Source organism: Halovivax cerinus, from assembly GCF_024498195.1.
GTDB lineage: Archaea > Halobacteriota > Halobacteria > Halobacteriales > Natrialbaceae > Halovivax > Halovivax cerinus.
On sequence record NZ_CP101824.1, the window covers coordinates 1923793 to 1944855 of the forward strand.

Below are 21063 nucleotides of genomic sequence, written 5' to 3' on the forward strand. Positions count from 1 at the left end.
CGGTATGGTGGGCGACGAACCACTGTTCGATTTCACCAGAGACGTTTCGAGACGCACCGTCATGCGAGCGGGCGGCGGACTGGCCGTCTTCGGCATCGCCGCCCCGGCCGAGGGGTCCTTCGTCCCGGAAGACTTCGACGTCACGCCGTTACAGGAAATGGAGGAGGTCGACGTCGAACCAGAGGGCCTCCAGTACTTCACGATCCAGCAGGCGCGGGTCGTCCACGACCTGACCGGCCGCATCTACCCGTCGGACGATATGGGCCCGGGAGCGCCCGAAGCCGGCGTCGTCTACTTCGTCGATCACCAGCTGAATTCGGCCTGGGGCCGCGGCGAGAATTGGTACATGCACGGGCCGTTCGCCGGACGGGACCCGACCGATCCGTTTCAGAGCGACGACGCGGCCGCGCAAGCGGATACCGACGTCCCCTGGGGGGAGACGACGCCGGCCCAGACCCAGGGGTGGCAGTACCCCCTCGCGCCGAACGAGGCGTACGATCGTGGCATCGCCGCGATCGAAGAACACGTCCAATCGGCGTACGACGCCGCATCGTTCGCCGACCTCGAGGACGAACAGCAAGACGAAATCGTCGCAGCGCTCGAAGCGGACGAGGTCGACACGTTCGAGGGGACGGGCATCTCTGCGGGCGACTTTTTCGCACTGGTGTATCAGAACACCCTCGAAGGAATGTTCAGCGATCCGATGTACGGGGGGAACCGCGAGATGGTCGGCTGGCGCCTGAAGGGGTTCCCCGGGACGCCGGGCGCCCTCGGCAGTTACCGGGACCTCATCGGGGACGGCGAGTACATCGAACTGCAGGAGGGCGACTACCGCGAACTCGCCGACGACGTCGCCTCCCTCGGTATCGGGGACGACAACGAGGTCCCGGCGAACGACCAGAGCGAGCAAGGACACGCCCACGTCCACGACGCGGCCGAAGCGGACTTTCCGAAGATCGTCGACCACGAGGCCGCTCGCGGCGACGCCGACCCGGACTCCGCTCCGGCGGGATCGATCGATGCGGCCGACGACGCGTCGACATCCGTCGATTCCACGCCTGACGGCCAATCGGACGCTGGCGACGGGTCTCCGGACGCGTCCGGGGCCGACGACGGGGGTGATGCGTGATGGTACAACAACTCGACCCCGTCGACGTCGTCACGGTCGGCGCCGGTTGGACCGGGGGCATCATCGCCAAAGAACTCGCGCAGAACGACTACCAGGTGGTGAGCCTGGAACGCGGCGGCGAACGGGAGACGGAGAACTTCTTCACCGTCCACGACGAACTCGGCTACGCCCTGCGGTACAAACTGATGCAGGACCTCTCGAAGGAGACGATCACCTTTCGGAACACGCCCGAAGAGACGGCCCTGCCGATGCGTCGCTACGGCGCGTTCCTCCCTGGAACGGGCGAGGGTGGCGCCGGCGTTCACTGGAACGGCGTCACCTGGCGGTTCCTCCCGTACGACTTCCAGATCCGGTCGCGGACGATCGATCGGTACGGGGAGGGGAAGATTCCCGACGACATGCAACTGCAGGACTGGGGCATTACGTACGAGGAACTCGAACCGTACTACTCCACGTTCGAGCGGACCGCGGGTATCGCCGGTCAGGCCGGGAACATCCAGGGCGAGACGCAGGACGGCGGCAACCCCTACGAGGGGCCGCGAGCGGACGACTATCCCCTTCCGCCCATGCAACAGACGCCGGCCCTGGAGCGATTCGCCGACGCCGCGTCCGGCCTGGACTACAACCCGTTCATGCAACCGTCGGCCAACCTCACGGAGCAGTATACCAATCCGGACGGGGTCCAGCAAGGGCAGTGTCAGTACTGCGGTTACTGCGAGCGCTTCGGCTGTGAGTGGGGCGCGAAAGCCTCGCCGATCACGACCGTCCTGCCAGCTGCGCGGGAAACGGGGAATTACGAACTGCGCACTCACGCTGACGTCATCGAACTGCTCTACGAGGGGAGCGAAGGGCGGGTGAACGGCGTCCGCTACGTCGACCGGGAGACCGGTGACGTCTACGAGCAGCGGGCGGAGGTCGTTGCCCTCACAGCGTACGTCCTCAACAACGTGCGCCTGCTCTTGGTGTCGGACATCGGCGAGCCCTACGATCCGGAGACGGGCGAGGGTGTCGTCGGGAAGAACTACTGCTACCAGAACTTCGGGGCGAACGCCACCGGCTTCTTCGACGACGAGGCCTGGAACCTCTACATGGGTGCCGGCGCGCTGGGTACGGCCATCGACGACTTCAACGGCGACAACTTCGATCACTCGGACGTAGACTTCATCCACGGCGGCAACGTCTCGATCAGCCAGACCGGCGCCCGACCGATCGCGAACAACCCCGTTCCGGAGGGGACGCCGGCGTGGGGATCCGAGTTCAAACGACAGTCCGTCGAGAACTACCACAGCACGCTCGGTATCTCCGCGCAGGGGTCCGTGATGCCGTTCCGAACGAACTATCTCGACCTCGATCCGAACTACACCGACGACTACGGTCGACCGCTCCTCCGGATGACGTTCGACTGGAACGAACAGGATCGAAACCTCGTCGAGTACATCGGACCCTACCTGGAGGAGATCGTACAGGAGATGGGTGCCGACACGGTCGAGGCGACGACGTCTCTGGAGGGGAGCTTCGACATCACGCCCTACCAGTCGACCCACAACACCGGCGGCGCGATCATGGGCGCCGATCCCGCCGACTCCGTCGTCAACAGCTACCTCCAGAACTGGGACGCGGAGAACCTGTTCGTCCCCGGCGCGTCTGCCTTCCCCCACAACAGCGGCTACAACCCGACGGGGACCGTCGGCGCGCTGGCGTTCAGGGCTGCCGAGGGCATCCAGGAGTACCTGAACGACCCACGTCAACTCGTCAGTCCCTAGCCGGCTCGCCTGTTTCACTGACCCTGGTCGCAGGCGAGCGATCGCTCGTTTGGCCCGCCTACGTCCCTCGCTGACTGTACGCGAAGACGGCCACGAACAAGACGCCGAGGGCGACGAACACACTCCAGTGTGCGACCGCCGAATCGGCCAGCGGTTCGGGGAGGTCGACCAGACCGGTCGCCTGCATCAGACCGAAGGCGACCAGGAGACCGCTGACGATCGAGACGAGGCCGATCGCGAGCCCCTGCTGCAGTCCCCACCGAGCCTCCCGGGACGCCTGCGCGCTGTCGGTCGTCGGCTCGTCGATCTCGCCGACCTCCGGATCGGTCCCGATGAGTTTCTCGTCGCGGCCGTCGGTTCGACCCGCCCAGTCACCCGACGCTCTTTCCGTGTATCCGAGCGATTCGCGATCGGCTCCGCTCGACTCGTCGCGGTCCCGTTCCCTCCGATCACGGTCGGCGTTCTCGTCGCTCATCGGTTCCCGTACGCGGCGACGACGGGTGATCGTTTCACCTGCATCCACAGGCCAGCGTCGTGCGACACTCACTGACGTCGCGGACGCCGGCCCGCCAGACGACCGGCCAACCGTCTCGGGTGTCACGTGGACACGCCAGATCGCCAGCCGGGAGAACGTACGGTGCTTCGTCACCCTGTGTCGGGCCCGCGACCTGTCCCAGGGCCGCTTCGACCGTCGCTCACTCGTCGGTAGGCCACTCGATAGCGCGCCAGTTTTCGGTAGAGGAGGTACCCGAAGCACCCGACGTACCCGAGGACGAAGACGACGAACGAGACGAGTTCGGGCAGCCCCGTGGCGACCTGAATCAGGCCGCTGCCGAGACCAACCGTGGCGTTGTACGTCGCGTGGATGGCCGCGGCGATGAGGAGCCCTTTGACGACGATCGGTCCGCGACTCCCGGGATTGAACTTCGCCAGCCCGAGGTAGTACCCCGCAAACGAGGAGTAGACGACGTGTCCGGGACCGGCCAGGGCGCGCGTCGCGGTGATGTCGCCCCCGACGCCGATCAGTCCCAGACCCAGGCTCACGCCGCCGACTTCGCCGACCGCTTGACTGATGTAGATCGCGTTCTCGATGGTCGCGAACCCGAGGCCGGCCATCGCGCCGTACACCGCCCCATCGATCACCGTCGAGAATCTGTCGTCGGTGTAGGCCCACAGCCGAACCGCGAGGAGTTTCACCGTCTCCTCCACCGGTCCCACGACGATGTAAAAGAACAGGACGACGCCGACGACGCCGAGCGACCCGAAGTACGGCTGTAGCACGCCGTTGAGGACGGCCGCGAACCCGGCCGTGACCACTCCCAGGAGAAAAGTGGCGGCCAACAACGATGCGGGCTCTCCGCCGCCGACGTCGCTCAGCCAGACGTACCCGGCCAGGACGAAGGCCGGCAGGATCGAAATGGCCGCGAGCACGCCGATAACTGGATCGGTCAGGGCGCCGATTCCGCCGATCGCGACGGCGGTCACCGACGCCAGCAGTATCACCAGCCCTTTTCCGACCCGTACGATCAGCCAGTAGAGCCACGACGAGACCACGTCGAGTCGCGAACGCCGCTCCCACGTCGCGATTCCGTAGAGGTCACGTCCGGTGTCGGCCTCCTGTAGGGGGTCCTGCCTCTCGTCGCCCATCATCGGTATCGTTCGTGAATATGGCCCTTAAGTGCCGTTGCTCGGAACGCACCGTCGACTCGCCCTGTCCACGAACACTCACGGAGTAGAAATCGAAGAAGACGCCCGAGGCGGGATTTGAACCACGCGAAGACGGTCACCCTCGCTCCGCTCGGGTGCTGCGTCTTCTCTACTTCAAATCCCGGTTCTGCCGCGCTTCGATTTCGGGTATTCGCGACACGGCTACGCCGGTCGCTCACGGAGTTGAAATCGAAGAAGACGCCCGAGGCGGGATTTGAACCGAAGCCAGACGTGCTCACTCACTACGCTCGCTGCGCGCGACTGGTAGGGCTCAAATCCCTTTGTAGGGTCGTTTCCGCTCACGAATGTCGAGCACACGCTACGCGGTGCTCGTCGAGATTGTTCGCGGAAGAAGACGCCCGAGGCGGGATTTGAACCGAAGCCAGACGTGCTCACTCACTACGCTCGCTGCGCGCGACTGGCAGGGCTCAAATCCCGCTTCTGCCGCGCTTCGATTTCGGGTATTCGCGACACGGCTACGCCGGTCGCTCACGGAGTTGAAATCGAAGAAGACGCCCGAGGCGGGATTTGAACCCGCGTCACGACCGTGACAGGGTCGTATGATGGGCCACTACACCACCCGGGCCTGCACTCAAACGTATCCGGGTGGTAAGTATAAGGCTTTCCAATCGAAGGCGGTGTGGTAGGGGAGAACGCGACACTCTTTCGGGGGTCGACGGCCGGTGTCGCGAGCCGCGTTCCGATCGGAGGTGGTGACGGGTGTTGCCGACGGACCGCGGCCGTTGCGCACGAATCAACAACATTGGAACCGTCGATCGCCCCCAAAGGGATTTATACGAGAGTGCGGTATCGAACCGTGTGAACGGTTGGGCCAGTTCGGGCCGCCCGGTCGAATAGCGACGCTACCCGAGCCCGGTTAGAAATTCTTAAATGCACGGGGCCGGTAACACGCTGTAGTATCTCGTGACAGCCACTTCTCTCCCGGTAGCTGACAGCCAGCCCCTGACCCACACATGGTAGACGTAAGCCAACACGAACTCGTGCCGGAGCACTCGGTTCTCGACGACGCGACCGTCGAGGACGTGCTCGACGAGTACGACATCGACCGCACAGACTTACCGAAGATCAAGCGATCCGATCCGGCACTTCCCGACGATGCCGAGGCGGGTGACGTTATCAAGATCGTTCGTGACTCGCGTACGACCGACACGGCGATCGTGTACAGAATGGTGGTAGACTGATGAGCATCGACAGAGCCGCACGCCGAGAGATCTCGCGGGAGTACTTCTCGGCCGAGCGACTCGCAGAGCACCACTTCCGCTCGTTCAACGCGTTCCTCACCCGCGGCATGCAGCGAGTGGTCGACGAGAAGGAGACGATCGACACCGACATCGGCGACAAGGAGGGTGAAGAGCCCGTCTTCGTCGAGCTGGGTGACGTTCGTGTCGTCACACCGCGCGTCCGTGAGGCGGACGGCAGCGAGGAACTGCTCTACCCCCAGGAGGCGCGCCTGCGTAACATCACCTACTCCGCACCCGTCTTCATGGAGATGGCCATCGTCAAGGGCGAGGAAGGCGACGAGCGCGTCGTCGACCAGACCGAGACGAAGATCGGCCGCATGCCGATCATGGTCGGCTCCGAGAAGTGTAACATCGCGGGTTTCACCGACGAGGAACTCGTCGAGATCGGCGAGGACCCCGCCGATCCCGGCGGCTACTTCATCGTCAACGGCTCCGAGCGTGTGCTGATGACCAGCGAGGACCTCGCGCCGAACAAGATCTTAGCGGAGTACGACACCAAGTACGGCGACGAGATCCAGGTCGCGAAGACCTTCTCACAGCGCCGAGGCTACCGCGCGCTCGTCCTCTGTGAGCGGACCCGCGACGGCCTGCTCGAAGTGTCGTTCCCCTCGGTCTCGGGATCGGTCAACTTCGTCACGCTCGTGCGCGCACTCGGGCTCGAATCGGACGAAGAGATCGTCCACAAGGTCTCGAACGACCCCGAGATCGTCAAGTACATGCTGGAAAATCTGGAGGAGGCCGACGTCCAGTCCGAGGAGGAGGCGATCGAAACCCTCGGTCAGCGCGTCGCTTCCGGGCAGGGCAAGAACTACCAGCTAAAGCGGGCGAACTACGTCATCGACCGCTACCTCTTGCCGCACCTCCACGAGGAGGGCGTCGACGAGGAGGACGTCCGGATCAACAAGGCGCACTACCTCTGTCGGATGGCCGAGGCGTGTTTCGAACTCGCGCTCGGCCGGCGCGATTCCGACGACAAGGACCACTACGCGAACAAGCGCCTCAAGGTCAGCGGCGACCTGATGAAGGACCTCTTCCGGACGGCGCTCAACAAGCTGGCCCGCGACGTGAAGTACCAGCTCGAACGCGCGAACATGCGCAACCGGAACCTCTCGGTCAACACGGTCGTCCGCTCGGACGTCCTGACCGAGCGTCTCGAACATCCGATCGCGACCGGCAACTGGGTCGGCGGGTGCTCCGGCGTGAGCCAGCTGGTCGACCGGACCGACTACATGGGCGTTCTCTCTCACCTGCGCCGATTGCGCTCGCCGCTGTCGCGCTCGCAACCGCACTTCGAGGCGCGAGACTTACACGCGACCCAGTGGGGTCGCATCTGTCCCTCCGAGACGCCCGAGGGCCCCAACTGTGGGCTGGTGAAGAACTTCGCGCAGGCGATGGAACTCTCCCAGAACGTCGCGGACGAACAGTCGCTCAAACGAGAACTGGCGTCGATGGGGGTCGAGGGGATCCCGGGCCTCGAACGCGCCGACCGAACACCGGCAGACGACTAACATGGCGAGTCAACAACAACGAGAGGCGAAGGTGTACGTAAACGGGTCGCTGGTGGGCACCCACCCGGACCCGCACGAACTGGCCGACCAGATCCGCGAGGCGCGTCGCGTCGGCGACGTTTCCGAGATGGTCAACGTCTCGGTGAAAGACCGCACGCGCGAAGTCATCGTCAACGCCGACGCGGGTCGGGCCCGCCGGCCGCTGATCGTCGTCGACGACGGCGAACCGCGACTCACGGAATCCGAAGTCGAGGCGGTGCGCAACGGTGACCTGTCCTTCGAGGACCTCGTCGCGCACGGCTCCATCGAGTTCATCGACGCTGAGGAAGAAGAGGACATCTTCGTCGCCGTCGACGAGGACGATCTCACCGAGGACCACACACACCTGGAGATCGACCCGCAGTTGATCTTCGGGATCGGTGCGGGGATGATCCCCTACCCCGAGCACAACGCGAGCCCGCGCATTACGATGGGCGCGGGGATGGTCAAGCAGTCGCTCGGCCTGCCGAGTGCGAACTACCGCATTCGGCCGGATACGCGCCAGCACCTGCTACACTACCCGCAGCTCTCGATGGTCAAGACCCAGACCACCGAGCAGATCGGCTTCGACGAACGGCCCGCCGCGCAGAACTTCGTCGTCGCCGTGATGAGCTACGAGGGCTTCAACATCGAGGACGCCCTCGTCATGAACAAGGCGTCGGTCGAGCGCGCGCTCGCTCGCTCACACTTCTTCCGGACCTACGAGGGCGAGGAACGGCGCTACCCAGGCGGCCAGGAGGACCGCTTCGAGATTCCCTCACAGGACGTCCGCGGCGCGCGCGGTGAAGACGCGTACACGCACTTAGACGAGGACGGACTCGTCAACCCGGAGACGCGCGTCGACGAGAACTCGGTCCTGCTCGGCAAGACCAGTCCGCCGCGGTTCTTAGAGGAACCCGACGATATGGGCGGTCTCTCGCCTCAGAAGCGCCGCGAGACGTCGGTGACGATGCGATCGGGCGAATCGGGCGTCGTCGACACGGTCACGCTGATGGAGGGCGAGGACGGCTCGAAGCTCTCGAAGGTCTCCGTGCGCGACGAGCGCATCCCAGAACTCGGCGACAAGTTCGCGTCACGACACGGCCAGAAGGGCGTCGTCGGTCACCTGGCGCCGCAGGAGGACATGCCGTTCACCGAAGAGGGCGTCGTGCCCGACCTCGTCGTCAACCCGCACGCGCTTCCCTCGCGGATGACCGTGGGCCACATTCTCGAGATGATCGGCGGCAAACTCGGTTCGATGGAGGGTCGCCGCGTCGACGGCACCGCGTTCCTCGGCGAGGACGAGGACGAGCTTCGCGAGGGTCTGGCTGATGCCGGGTTCAACTCAGCCGGCAAAGAGGTCATGTACTCGGGCGTGACGGGCGAGAAGATCGAGGCCGAGATCTTCGTCGGCGTGATCTTCTACCAGAAGCTCTACCACATGGTCTCGAACAAGCTGCACGCCCGCTCGCGCGGGCCGGTGCAGGTGCTCACGAGACAGCCGACCGAGGGGCGCGCCCGCGAGGGCGGGCTACGAATCGGGGAGATGGAGCGCGACGTCTTCATCGGCCACGGCGCGGCGCTCACCTTGAAGGAACGCCTGCTAGACGAGTCAGACCGCGAGTTCATCAACGTCTGTGGCAACTGCGGGATGAGCGCGGTCGAGAACGTCGAGCAACGCCGGGTCTACTGTCCGAACTGCGGCGAGGAGACCGACATCCACGAGATCGAGATGAGCTACGCCTTCAAGCTCCTCTTAGACGAGATGAAGGCGCTCGGTATCGCCCCGCGACTGGAACTAGAGGACGCCGTCTAAGATGAGACAGAGCACACCAAAAGACATCGGATCGATCGACTTCGGGCTCATGGAGCCCGAGGAGTACCGTGACATGAGCGCGACGAAGATCATCACCGCCGACACCTACGACGACGACGGGTTCCCCATCGACATGGGCCTCATGGACCCCCGCCTCGGCGTGATCGACCCCGGACTCGAGTGTAAGACCTGCGGGAAGCACTCCGGGTCGTGTAACGGCCACTTCGGGCACATCGAACTGGCCGCACCGGTGATCCACGTCGGCTTCACCAAACTCATCAGGCGCCTACTGCGTGGCACCTGTCGCAGCTGTTCACGTCTGCTGCTCACCGAGGACGAACGCGACGAGTTCCGCGACCAGATCGACGAGTCGCGCAAACTCGGTCGGGACCTAAACGACGTGACGAAAGCCGCGATCCGGCAGGCGCGAAAGAAGGATCGCTGTCCGTTCTGCGGCGAGATCCAGTACGACATCGAACACGAGAAGCCGACGACCTACTACGAGGTCCAGGAGGTTCTCACGAGCGAGTACTCTCAGCGCATCGCGGGCGCGATGCAGGGTGACGAGGAGGAAGGCATCGAGCGCACGACGCCGGACGAACTCGCCGAGAAGACCGAGATCGACCTCACACGGATCAACGAGATCCTCTCGGGTTCGTTCCGTCCGCGCGAAGAACAGCGCGAGGCGATCGAGAAGGCGTTGAGCATCGACCTCACCGACGAGGACACGAACAAGCTGATGCCGAGCGACATCCGTGACTGGTTCGAAGCCATCCCGGACGAGGACATCGAGGTGCTCGGCATCGACGCAGAGCGCTCACGACCGGAGTGGATGATCCTCACCGTGTTGCCGGTACCGCCGGTGACCGCGCGACCGTCGATCACGCTCGACAACGGCCAGCGCTCGGAGGACGACCTCACCCACAAGCTGGTCGACATCATCCGCATCAACCAGCGGTTCATGGAGAACCGCGAGGCGGGTGCGCCACAGCTGATCATCGAGGACCTCTGGGAGCTCCTGCAGTACCACGTCACCACGTTCATGGACAACGAGATCAGCGGGACGCCGCCGGCCCGACACCGGTCCGGGCGCCCGCTAAAGACGCTCTCCCAGCGCCTGAAGGGTAAGGAAGGGCGCTTCCGCGGTAGCCTGTCCGGAAAGCGGGTGAACTTCTCCGCCCGAACCGTCATCTCGCCGGACCCGACGCTCTCGCTCAACGAGGTTGGCGTGCCCGACCGAGTCGCCACGGAGATGACCCAGACGATGCTCGTCACCGAGCGCAACGTCGAGGAGGCGCGTCGCTACGTCGCGAACGGGCCGAACACGCACCCCGGCGCGAACTACGTCCGCCGCCCCGACGGGCGGCGACTGAAGGTGACCGAGAAGAACGCCGAGGCGCTGGCCGGGATGACCGAGCAGGCCGACGAGGAGGGCGTTCAAACTGTGGGCCCCGGCTGGGAGGTCAACCGCCATCTCGTCGACGGCGACATCATCATCTTCAACCGCCAGCCATCGCTCCACCGGATGTCCATCATGGCCCACGAGGTCGTGGTCATGCCGTACAAGACGTTCCGACTGAACACCGTCGTCTGTCCGCCGTACAACGCCGACTTCGACGGCGACGAGATGAACATGCACGCCTTACAGAACGAGGAGGCCCGTGCGGAGGCCCGCGTCCTCATGCGCGTCCAGGAGCAGATCCTCTCGCCCCGCTTCGGTGAGAACATCATCGGCGCCATCCAGGACCACATCTCTGGAACCTACCTGCTGACCCACGACAACCCGCACTTCAACGAGACGCAGGCACTCGACCTCCTGCGGGCGACCCGGGTCGACGAACTGCCCGAGCCCGACGGCGTCGACGAGGACGGGGTCGAGTACTGGACCGGCCACACCGTGTTCTCGGAGCTGTTGCCGGACGACCTGACCGTCGAGTTCACCGGGACCGTCGACGACGTCGTCATCGAGGACGGCCAGCTCGTCTCCGGCACCATCGCCGAGGACGAGGTCGGCGGCTTCGGCGGGGAGATCGTCGACACGATCACGAAGGCCTACGGCAACACCCGTGCACGCATCTTCATCAACGAGCTGTCGACGCTCGCCATGCGGACGATCATGCACTTTGGCTTCTCGATCGGGATCGACGACGAGACGATCGAACCCGAAGCGCGCGAGCAGATCGACGAGACGATCGACGAGGCCTACGAGCACGTCCAGGAGCTGATCGAGGCCTACGACAACGGCGAGCTCGAGAGCCTGCCTGGACGCACCGTCGACGAGACGCTCGAGATGAAGATCATGCAGGCGCTCTCGCGTGCGCGTGACAACGCCGGGACGATCGCGGAGGAGCACTTCGAGTCGGACAACCCGGCAGTCGTCATGGCCGAATCCGGCGCCCGCGGATCGATGCTCAACCTCACCCAGATGGCGGGATCGGTCGGCCAGCAGGCGGTTCGCGGCGAGCGCATCAACCGCGGCTACGAGGACCGAACGCTGAGTCACTACAAGCCAAACGACCTCTCCGCGGAAGCCCACGGGTTCGTCGAGAACTCCTACACGGCCGGACTCACGCCGCGTGAGTTCTTCTTCCACGCGATGGGTGGTCGCGAGGGGCTGGTCGACACGGCAGTTCGAACCTCGAAGTCCGGCTACCTGCAGCGTCGTCTCATCAACGCGCTCTCGGAACTCGAAGCGCAGTACGACGGTACCGTCCGGGACACCTCCGACACCATCGTCCAGTTCGAGTTCGGCGAGGACGGCACCTCCCCGGTCAAGGTCTCCTCCGGCGACGACTTCGACATCGACGTCGAGACGATCGCCGATCGCGTCATCGAGTCCGAGTTCGAAGACGAGGCCGAGAAGTCGCAGTTCCTCGGAAGCGAGCCGCGACAGACGAACCTCTCCGAACACGCGGACGATCGACTCGTCGAGAACGCGGGGGTGAGCTCCGATGACTAGCGCGAGCGCGCTCGGGCTCGACGACGACGTCGAAGCCGTCGTCGAAGATACGGCGCTTCCGCCGCGACTCAAAGAACGCGTCTACGAGACGTTGGCCGACCGCGACGGTGTGACCGTCGAACAGGCCGACGAGGTCGCACGTGCCGTCGAGAACCGGTACCTGGACACGCGGGTCGACCCGCTCGATCCGGTCGGAACGGTCTCGGCGCAGTCGATCGGCGAACCGGGAACCCAGCTGACGATGAACACGTTCCACTACGCGGGCGTCGCGGAGATCGACGTCACGCAGGGACTGCCGCGACTCATCGAACTGGTCGACGCCCGGAAGACGCCTGATACGCCGATGATGACGGTCCACTTAGAAGAGGAGTACGCTACCGAACGCGAGATGGCCCACGAGGTCGTCTGGAACTTAGAGGCGACGAAGATCCTCGCGCTGGGCGACGTCTCGACCAACGTCGCCGACATGCGCGTCGTCATCTCGCTCAACGCCGATACGTTACAAGAGCGGATGATCACGGCCGAGGAGGTCGCCGAGATCATCGAAGACCAGCTCGGCGTGAAGACGGTCCAGAACGGGACGACCGTCGAGTTCGGCCCGGAAGAACCGTCCTACCGGGATCTCCTCCAGCTCGTCGAGGAGCTGCGCGACATCACGTTCAAGGGGATCGAGGACATCTCGCGGGTCGTCATCCGCCGTGAAGAGATGGACGAGTCGCCGTTCGACGCGGACGAGGAGTTCGTCCTCTACACCGAGGGGTCGGCCTTCGGCGACGCGCTCGCGATCGAGGGTGTCGACGCGACGCGGACCACGTGTAACAACATCCACGAGATTCACCGCAACCTCGGCATCGAGGCCGCTCGCGAGACCATCATCGAGGAGACCCACAACACGCTGGCCGAGCAGGGTCTCGACGACGTCAACGTCCGCCACCTGATGCTGGTCGCGGACATCATGACCAACGAGGGAACGATCGAATCCATCGGTCGTCACGGCATCTCCGGTGCGAAAGACTCTGTGCTGGCACGGGCCGCCTTCGAGGTGACGGTCAACCACCTGCTCAACGCCGCGATCCACGGCGAGGTCGACAAACTACAGGGCGTCACCGAGAACGTTATCGTCGGCAAGCCGATCAAACTCGGGACCGGCGACGTCGACCTCCGGATGGGGTCGTCGAAGAGCCGCTCCGACTGATGGACCTGACGCTCGACGACGAGGCGCGCCGGTATCTCGCCCTCTTCGAGGACGTGACCGGCGCTCCGGGTCGGGACTGTATTCACATCGACGATCGGCTGGTAATCGTCGTCGCGCGCGGTCACATCGCGGAGGCGATCGGCCGTGGCGGCGAGACGGTCGAACGGTTCGAAGATCGCGTCGACGTGCCGGTCAGACTCGTCGAGTACGCCGACGACCCGGCCGACTTCGTCGCCAACGCGCTCGCGCCCGCCGCAGTGTACAACGTTACGATGAGCGAAAACGATGGGACGGTGGCGTACGTCGAGGTGGCGGACGAAGACCGCGGCGTGGCGATCGGGCGGGACGGTCGGACGATCGAGACCGCACGGATGCTGGCCGCCCGTCACTTCGACATCGACGACGTCCAGTTGACGTGACCGGGTCGGTCGCGTATCCGTCCGACCGTTTTCGGACGCTTTCAATCAGGGTACCGCGGGTGCTGACTTCTTTCTCTCTCACTCTCTCTGCTTCGTGGTGACAATTCGCACGTCCTGGTCGACACGTTCCGTTCGAACAGGTCCGGTCGGATGAGAATGCTTATGGGGACGAACACGGCATTCACGTGATAGATACGTGCCGCTCGATCGGCGTCGACGATCGATTTCCCCTCCAGAATCATGGCCTTACGCACCGTCCTCCTCGTAACCGTCCTCCTCGTCTCGCTCGGGTTCGTCGGGACGTGTGCGGTCTGTCTCGACCGCTCTCGCGTCCGACACACCGTGGGTACCGTTCGGCCCCGACTCCGCGACATCGCTCCGTACGTCGGCGTCGCGGCCGGCTTTCTCCTCCTGAAGTTCCTCTTCTCGGAGCACCTGGTCCGTCTCTCGATGTGGATCGGCTGGGACGTGACTGACGACATTTACGCACTCGAAGGTGCGTTCGTCGCGTCCCTCCAGTCGGTCGTTCCCGAGGCGATGATCGAACCGGCGTCGATCCTCTATATGTTCGGCTTTCCGTACCTGCTCGCGACGGCGCCGATACTCTACGCGACCCTCCCCTCGCTTCGTCGACTCAAGGAACTGCTGATCGCATACCTGCTCAACTACGTCGTCGGCGGCATGCTCATGTACACGCTGTTCGTCGCGTACGGACCGCGAAATTACCTCGATTCTGTACAGGGACTCATGTACGACTTCTACCCCGAGACGCAGGAACTGACCGCGGCTATCGCGGACAACACGAACGTCTTCCCGTCGCTCCACACGTCGCTTTCGGTCGTCGTTCTGCTGTTCGCGTGGCGGACCCGCAAACAGTTCCCCCGGTGGTCCGTCCTCTCTTCTCTCGTCGCCAGCGGCGTCGTCTTCTCGACGATGTACCTGGGGATTCACTGGGTGATCGACGTCGTCGCGGGGATCGTCCTCGCGCTCTGGAGCGTCGTCACGGCGGAGCGGGTCGTCGATCGGGTCGAAGGCGACCGGAAGCGCCGGACGACGGATCGGGACGTCGCCATCGGCTCCGACGTCGACGTGGGCGATTGACCGCCGGTCGAGCGCGAGTCGCGTCTTCCAACGCGGCCCACGCCGCGAGGACTCCGCTCCGCGTCCGAAACGCCACGAGATCCCTTCATCGACCCCCGTCGAGCGCTCTCGTCGTCTCGTTTCCGATCCAAAAGGGGACGCTTAAGTGCGTTCGTCGGATAACGACGGGTACTATGGCAAACGGCAAATACGCCGCGCGGAAGCTGAAGAAGGACCGCCAGACACAGCGGTGGTCCGACTCGGACTACGCGCGACGCGCTCGTGGCCTTCGCGAGAAGTCGGACCCGCTCGAGGGTGCGCCGCAGGCCCGCGGCATCGTCTTAGAGAAGATCGGCATCGAGGCGAAACAGCCCAACTCGGCCATCCGAAAGTGTGTCCGGGTCCAGCTCATCAAGAACGGCAAGCAGGTCTCGGCGTTCTGTCCCGGCGACGGCGCGATCAGCTTCATCGACGAGCACGACGAGGTCACCATCGCCGGCATCGGTGGGGCGAAGGGTCGTGCGATGGGTGACATCTCCGGTGTCAACTACAAGGTCGAGAAGGTAAACGGTGTCTCGCTCATCGAACTGGTCCGCGGGAACGCGGAGAAACCGGTGCGATAACCATGAGCGCCGACGACCAACCCGAACCCGACGCACCCGCTGGCGGCGAGGAATCGGACCTCTCCGCGAAGCTCTTCGGCCGCTGGGAGATCGCCGAGATCGAGTACAACGACCCCTCGACCAAGCGTTACATCTCCGTGACGCCCGTGGCCCACACCGCGGGTCGCCACGCCTCGAAGCAGTTCCAGAAGTCAGAGATCTCCATCGTCGAGCGATTCATCAATCGCCTGATGCAGACCGAGGAGAATACCGGCAAGAAACAGCAGACGCTCAACCTCGTCCGCGAGGCGTTCGAACTGATCTACGAGCGTACCGACGAGAACCCGATCCAGATCCTCGTCACCGCCGTGGAGAACGCCGCGCCGCGCGAGGAGACGGTTCGCCTGAAGTACGGCGGCATCTCGGTCCCGAAGGCAGTCGACGTCGCCCCCCAGCGCCGCGTCGACCAGGCCCTGAAGTTCCTGGCCGAGGGCGTCCAGAGCGCCTCGTTCAAGTCGCCCACCTCTGCCGAGGAGGCCATCGCGAACCAGCTCGTCGGCGCCGCCGAGGGCGACGTCGGCACCTACGCCGTCGGACAGAAAGAGGAGAAAGAGCGCGTCGCTGCCGCCGCGAGATAACGTACGCTTCGCGATTTTCTGTCGTATTCCTTCGACCGCGACGAGGAGAGCGATCGCCGACGGCGTGGACCGTATCGCTCAGTCCGACTGCTCTGCGAGCCGGGCGTACGCGTCCCATGACGGGTCTACGTGCGGATGCTCGAGTCGGTCGCCGTCGACCATCACGCCCGTCCCGTCCTCGACGCGGCCGATCTCGGCCACCGGCGTTCCCCGGTCCGTGAGCGCGTCTCGGACGGCGTCCACACCGTCCGGCTCGACGGCGATCACGAGTGAGCCACAACTGGTCGCCGCCCAGGGGTCGATCTCCAGGTGGTGACAGACCGCGGCGACGCCGGGGCGCATCGGGACGGCCTCGCGTTCGACCGAGAAGCGAGCATTTGCGCCGTCGGCCATCTCGTTCAACGCGCCGGCGAGGCCACCTTCGGTGACGTCGTGCATGGCTCGCACGGGGCCCGCCGCGGCAGCGGTGAGGGCGTCACGGACGCTGAATACCTCTTCGAGGCGATTCTGGGCCGCTGCGACGGTCTCGGCCGGGAGATCGAGTTGTTCTGGAAAGCACGTACTCAGGAGTCCGACCGCCTCCGCGGCGGGTCCCGACGTCAACAGGAGTCTGTCTCCCGCTCGCGCACCGTCCGGGCGGACGATATCGTCGTGATCGCCGACCCCCATCGCCGTCGCCGCGCCAATCCACGGGTAGGAGACGTCGCCGTATCGTGCGGTGTGGCCGGTCACGACCGACACGCCGAGGTCGACGCACTCGGCGTGGATTTCCTCCCACACGGTCGCGAACGAGTCGTCGGTCATCGACGCCGGCAGGGTGAAACAGATCGAGAGGTGCGTCGGCGGGACGCCGCTTACCGCGACGTCCGCGAGGACGACGTCGAGCGCGAACCGGGCCGCCCGCTCGTAACCGAGATCGGGCAGGATCGAGAGCGGGTCGGTCGCGGTCACGAGCGCCCGGCCGTCGACGTCGACGACGCCGAAGTCGACGCCGTGTGCCGGTCCGAGAGCGACGTCTGTTCGGTCGGCGCCGAGGTTCGACGCGATGTAACGCTCGAAGAACGGTCGGTCGATCTTTCCGAGGTCGGACACGACTGGGACGTCGGCTACCGTCGGCTTAGCGATGGGGGTTTCCGCCGCCTCGATGTGAGGCCCCGGCGGCGCCGTTCGGCGTGGCGAATCTAACCCGGACGAGCGGTCGCAGCCGGGTGAACCGGCTCAGGGGTTCGGACCGACGATCGTCACGACGATGCCCGGAATATGCAGTACCGGACGGGAAGTCAGGCAACGTCGGCACCGAGGCAGTCGTTCGGTGTCATCCTGGCCGTGTTGTTCTCGTGCGACCATCGGACCGTCGTCGCGTTCGTCGCCTGCTCCTTCGCCGTTCGGATCGTCTGTATCTTCACCTTTCGTATCGGCAGACGCGGATGCGGTACCGGTCTCGGGTTCGTCCCGTCGTGCGTCGAGTGGTGGCCGGCCCTGCCAGTTCGACCGCCCCGGAGCGCCCCAATCTATACGTCGTATTCGACCGAACCTGGCGGTATGTCCGACGACGGGCCCTCGTACGGCCGGGAGCGATTGATCGAAGTCTATACCCAGGGGATGCTGGCCGACGAACGGCCTTCGATCCCGCCGCGCTTCGACGATCTGGAGGCGGCCGCCCGCGAGGCGCTCGACCCGGACGCCTACGCGTACGTCGCGGGGAGCGCCGGCGCCGAACGGACCGATGCGGCGAACCGAGCGGCGTTCTCTACCTGGCGGCTCGTCCCCCGAATGCTTCGTGACGTCGCCGATCGCGACCTGACGGTGTCGCTGTTCGGAACCGAGTACCCGGCGCCGGTCGGCCTGGCGCCGATCGGCGTCCAGTCCATCATACACGACGAGGGCGAACTGGCGTCCGCTCGCGCGGCCGCCGACCTCGGCCTCCCGTTCGTCTCGAGTTCGGCGGCCTCGGAACCGATGGAGGACGTCGCCGACGCCGTCGGTGACGGCCCGGCCTGGTTTCAGCTCTACTGGAGTTCGAACCGGGACCTGACGGCGAGCTTCGTCGATCGAGCCGAGCGCGCGGGCTACGACGCGCTCGTCGTGACCGTCGATACGCCGATCATCAGCTGGCGCGAGCGAGACGTCGAGCGGGGCTACCTGCCCTTCCTCGACGCGGAGGGCGTCGGGAACTACTTCTCGGACCCCGTTTTCGAGGAACTGCTGGGGCAGGACCCCGTAGAAAACGTGGGTGCGGCGGTCATGCAGTTCGTCGACGTCTTCGGCGACGCGTCGCTCACCTGGGAGGATCTCGCGTGGCTTCGTGACCTGACCGACCTGCCGATTATCGTGAAGGGGATCGTCCACCCCGAGGACGCCGAACTGGCCGTCGAATCTGGTGCCGACGGCGTGGTCGTCTCGAACCACGGAGGCCGGCAGGTCGACAACGCCCTGCCGGCGATCGAAGCGCTCCCCGCTGTGGTCGACCACCTCGAAGCGGTGGGCGACGGCGACGTGCCCGTCTGCTTCGACAGGGGCATCCGGCGCGGCGCCGACGCCGTGACCGCGCTGGCGCTCGGTGCCGAGCTGGTCTTCCTCGGACGGCCGTACGTATACGGACTGGCGATCGACGGCGAGGACGGCGTCCGCGAGGTCTGCCGGAACTTCCTGGCGGACCTCGATCTGACGATGGGGCTCTCGGGGTGTTCGAGCGTCTCGGAACTCGACCGATCGATGCTGGTTCGGAGGGGTGAGGTGCCGTTCGGGGACGGTACCTAGTCCGCCGCCGGTCCGTCCCCGTCGACGTACGACCGGGTCGCCGCCTAACGCTAACCGCTTGTCGAATCAATTCTTTGTCACCGCTGCCTCCCACGATCTGTAAGTGCTAGTCTCGAGTTCCATCCAGCTAATCGAGTGCCTGCTCCACTCGTGTGTGAAACGTGAGCCGATCCGCTCGTACCAGTAGCGTGGCCGTTTTCGAAGTGATGTGGATTGGCCTTCAATTTCGGACCGAGGGGAGACGGCGATGGGCGGGCAATCGCCGTCCGCTCTAGGGTATCGGCATCTGCCCGATGAACAGGGGCGTCTCTTCGAGGTATCCCTGCGGTTGCACCGCCACGAAGACTACAACGTCGCATCAATCGACTTCGCGCTCAATGAACGCATCGCCGAACACTCCGATGGCGAGAGCCGGATTCAGCCGACAATGGGGCGCCGGTCTCCGTCATATTTCTCGTACCACAGGAATAGCCGTCGCCCACCTCCAATACGGAGGTGCTATCGTAACAGATTGAAAAAATTACTTATACTAAACACAGTATGATATGCTGTGAGTAGAGGTCATATTACGTTTCAATCGTTGGTTCGATCTTCCGTCCAGGTAGCGCTCCTCTGACAACTCGCAGACGAACAGGCATCGGTATCCGAACTGGAGTCGACTGTCGGTGCGACGCGACGAACGGTGTTGGGAAATCTGAACCGACTCGAAGCCGATTGGTGGGTTGGACAGTTGAACGATCGATATTATCTCAATTCTATCGTGAAGTTTTTCGTCGACGACCACGCGGCATCTCTCGAGCGTGCAGAACCAATCCAAGAACTCGTTTCCCAGTTCGATTCGATACATCCGGCGCTCGCAGTGACACTCGTCGATGGTAGCGCCATCGAGGTCACAGCCTCGCCGCTCGTGACCGTCCCAATAGCCACTCTCGTACGCTCCGTTTGGATCGTCGGACCGCTCCTGATTGGAGACGCCGTCTTCCGTCGGGAGGTTATCCACACGTGAGTAACGGAACCGATCGAAACGGCAATCCCGACGACAGCGTGCCCCGTGCGGTATTTGCCTTCGTGTTGAAGGAACTCCGCCATTTCCGCCGATCGTGGGGGGTAGTACTCGTCGTTGTCTATCTCGCCGTCTCGGTTCGTCGGATCGCACGTGGCGTGACTCCGCCAGCGGGGACCAGCCAGGGCGGCAGATACAGCACCTACACGTATCTCGACGTTCCCGAAACGTTCGACGCCGTATACGCCGTGTATGGGTTCACGAGCCCCTCCTGGCACGTAAATTCGTTGTTGTTTTTGGTGCCATTGATCGGACTGCTACTCGGGTACGGGACGATTGCGACCGAGCGCGAAACCGGCCAGTTGTTCACGTCGTTGTCGCTCCCGTCTCCGCGCAGTACAGTACTGTACGGGACGTACTTCGGACGGGCAATCGTACTCGCTTGTGCGATCGGTGTCGTGCTAGCCGTCGGGTGGATCTCCATCACGAATCGGTTCGAAACGGTGTCCGTGTGGCGATACCTGGTTTTCTCACTCGCGACGATCGGGTACGGACTCGTTTGGCTGAGCATCGGAGTCGCAATCTCGGCAGTGTTCTCGACGGCCCGGCGGGCGGCTGCGGGTGTCTTCGTCGCGTTCGGCTACCAGCTCCTTCCAGTACACGAAGTCGTTCTCGGACTCTCACCCCTGTATCCGTACTATCACGTGATCGACCCTCGACAAGCGTATCTCGTCCTCGTCGCCGCTCCGTACGACCATTTGATTCCGAAAACGCACGTCGACGCCGTACTCGGGAGCGGCGGTTTCGGATCGTACCAGATGTCCACCGAATTCGCGGCGGATGCCGTCCCCTGGTTCTTTTCGTGGCCGATCGCTGTGGCGGTACTCGCCCTCTGGATCGCCTTCCCGCTGTGGTTCGCCTGTAACCAGCTCGACCGACTAGAACGTACGTCCAATTCATGACCGATTCCTCAGATTCGACCGCGAAGAACTCGAAAACGCCACACGGACGTTTGGCGTCGTGGCTGCACCCGACGACCTGGATTTCGATCTGACGATGCGGCTTTTTGGCGGTCGAGCGTCTCGGAACTCGACCGATCGATGCTGGTTCGGACGAGTGAGGTACTGGAGGGAGTTAGTAGGGTGATCGAATTGGTGGCAAATCTCCGGCTGCCTGCGATTCTCGTCGATTCAGGTGTTTCTTC

General features: G+C 64.3%; 17 protein-coding genes and 1 tRNA gene. 14 read left to right on the top strand and 4 right to left on the bottom strand.

Annotation, left to right across the window (positions count from 1 at the left end):
• The first annotated feature begins 4 nt into the window (after positions 1–4).
• Both NO366_RS08875 and NO366_RS08880 read left to right on the top strand, forming a co-directional pair.
• Positions 5–1129 (top strand): gluconate 2-dehydrogenase subunit 3 family protein, encoded by a 1125-nt coding sequence (locus NO366_RS08875; protein WP_256533969.1) that lies wholly within the window; start codon positions 5–7, stop codon positions 1127–1129.
• Positions 1129–2892 (top strand): GMC family oxidoreductase, encoded by a 1764-nt coding sequence (locus NO366_RS08880; protein WP_256533970.1) that lies wholly within the window; start codon positions 1129–1131, stop codon positions 2890–2892. The genes NO366_RS08875 and NO366_RS08880 overlap by 1 nt, the downstream gene beginning before the upstream one ends.
• A 58-nt stretch (positions 2893–2950) precedes the next feature.
• Here NO366_RS08880 and NO366_RS08885 read toward each other — a convergent pair whose 3' ends face one another.
• From NO366_RS08885 to NO366_RS08895, 3 genes are all read right to left on the bottom strand, one after another.
• Complete coding sequence (locus tag NO366_RS08885; protein WP_256533971.1) at positions 2951–3367, bottom strand: hypothetical protein; 417 nt, start codon at positions 3365–3367, stop codon at positions 2951–2953.
• Positions 3368–3537: 170 nt separating this feature from the next.
• Positions 3538–4539 (bottom strand): PrsW family intramembrane metalloprotease, encoded by a 1002-nt coding sequence (locus NO366_RS08890; protein ID WP_425493221.1) that lies wholly within the window; start codon positions 4537–4539, stop codon positions 3538–3540.
• A 573-nt stretch (positions 4540–5112) separates the two neighbouring features.
• A tRNA-Asp gene (locus NO366_RS08895) sits at positions 5113–5185 on the bottom strand.
• A 388-nt stretch (positions 5186–5573) separates the two neighbouring features.
• Here NO366_RS08895 and NO366_RS08900 point away from each other — a divergent pair.
• The 9 genes from NO366_RS08900 to NO366_RS08940 all read left to right on the top strand — a co-directional run bounded on the left by NO366_RS08900 (position 5574) and on the right by NO366_RS08940 (position 16096).
• Positions 5574–5801 (top strand): DNA-directed RNA polymerase subunit H, encoded by a 228-nt coding sequence (locus NO366_RS08900; protein ID WP_256533973.1) that lies wholly within the window; start codon positions 5574–5576, stop codon positions 5799–5801.
• Complete coding sequence (locus NO366_RS08905) at positions 5801–7369, top strand: DNA-directed RNA polymerase subunit B'' (RefSeq protein WP_256533974.1); 1569 nt, start codon at positions 5801–5803, stop codon at positions 7367–7369. The genes NO366_RS08900 and NO366_RS08905 overlap by 1 nt, the downstream gene beginning before the upstream one ends.
• A gap of 1 nt (position 7370) precedes the next feature.
• The gene (gene rpoB, locus NO366_RS08910) at positions 7371–9203 is read left to right on the top strand and encodes a DNA-directed RNA polymerase subunit B (RefSeq protein WP_256533975.1); all 1833 of its coding nucleotides are present in this window, start codon (positions 7371–7373) and stop codon (positions 9201–9203) included.
• Position 9204: 1 nt separating this feature from the next.
• Positions 9205–12162, top strand: coding sequence for a DNA-directed RNA polymerase subunit A' (locus tag NO366_RS08915; RefSeq protein ID WP_256533976.1), 2958 nt, complete (start codon positions 9205–9207; stop codon positions 12160–12162).
• Positions 12155–13357, top strand: a complete 1203-nt coding sequence (gene rpoA2 / locus NO366_RS08920; protein WP_256533977.1) for a DNA-directed RNA polymerase subunit A'' — start codon at positions 12155–12157, stop codon at positions 13355–13357. The genes NO366_RS08915 and rpoA2 overlap by 8 nt, the downstream gene beginning before the upstream one ends.
• Positions 13357–13776: a NusA-like transcription termination signal-binding factor gene (locus NO366_RS08925; RefSeq protein ID WP_256533978.1), complete on the top strand. Its 420-nt coding sequence runs from the start codon at positions 13357–13359 to the stop codon at positions 13774–13776. The genes rpoA2 and NO366_RS08925 overlap by 1 nt, the downstream gene beginning before the upstream one ends.
• Before the next feature lie 240 nt (positions 13777–14016).
• Positions 14017–14877, top strand: coding sequence for a phosphatase PAP2 family protein (locus tag NO366_RS08930; RefSeq protein WP_256533979.1), 861 nt, complete (start codon positions 14017–14019; stop codon positions 14875–14877).
• Between the two features lie 173 nt (positions 14878–15050).
• A complete protein-coding gene (locus tag NO366_RS08935) occupies positions 15051–15479 on the top strand; it encodes a 30S ribosomal protein S12 (RefSeq protein WP_256533980.1) in 429 nt (142 codons plus the stop codon).
• Positions 15480–15481: 2 nt separating this feature from the next.
• Positions 15482–16096 (top strand): 30S ribosomal protein S7, encoded by a 615-nt coding sequence (locus tag NO366_RS08940; protein ID WP_256533981.1) that lies wholly within the window; start codon positions 15482–15484, stop codon positions 16094–16096.
• Positions 16097–16174: 78 nt separating this feature from the next.
• Here the strand turns inward: NO366_RS08940 and NO366_RS08945 are convergent, their stop codons facing one another.
• Positions 16175–17188 carry an AIR synthase family protein gene (locus NO366_RS08945; protein ID WP_256533982.1) on the bottom strand — a complete coding sequence of 338 codons (1014 nt, stop codon included), beginning with the start codon at positions 17186–17188 and terminating at the stop codon, positions 16175–16177.
• A gap of 450 nt (positions 17189–17638) precedes the next feature.
• On the opposite strand from NO366_RS08945, the gene NO366_RS08950 reads away from it, so the two are divergent.
• The 3 genes from NO366_RS08950 to NO366_RS08960 all read left to right on the top strand — a co-directional run bounded on the left by NO366_RS08950 (position 17639) and on the right by NO366_RS08960 (position 20821).
• Positions 17639–18856 (top strand): alpha-hydroxy-acid oxidizing protein, encoded by a 1218-nt coding sequence (locus NO366_RS08950; RefSeq protein ID WP_256533983.1) that lies wholly within the window; start codon positions 17639–17641, stop codon positions 18854–18856.
• 760 nt (positions 18857–19616) lie between these two features.
• Positions 19617–19862, top strand: a complete 246-nt coding sequence (locus NO366_RS08955; RefSeq protein WP_256533984.1) for a hypothetical protein — start codon at positions 19617–19619, stop codon at positions 19860–19862.
• A gap of 62 nt (positions 19863–19924) precedes the next feature.
• Entirely contained in the window at positions 19925–20821 is an 897-nt protein-coding gene (locus NO366_RS08960) for an ABC transporter permease (protein WP_343217330.1), read from the top strand.
• Positions 20822–21063 lie beyond the last annotated feature (242 nt).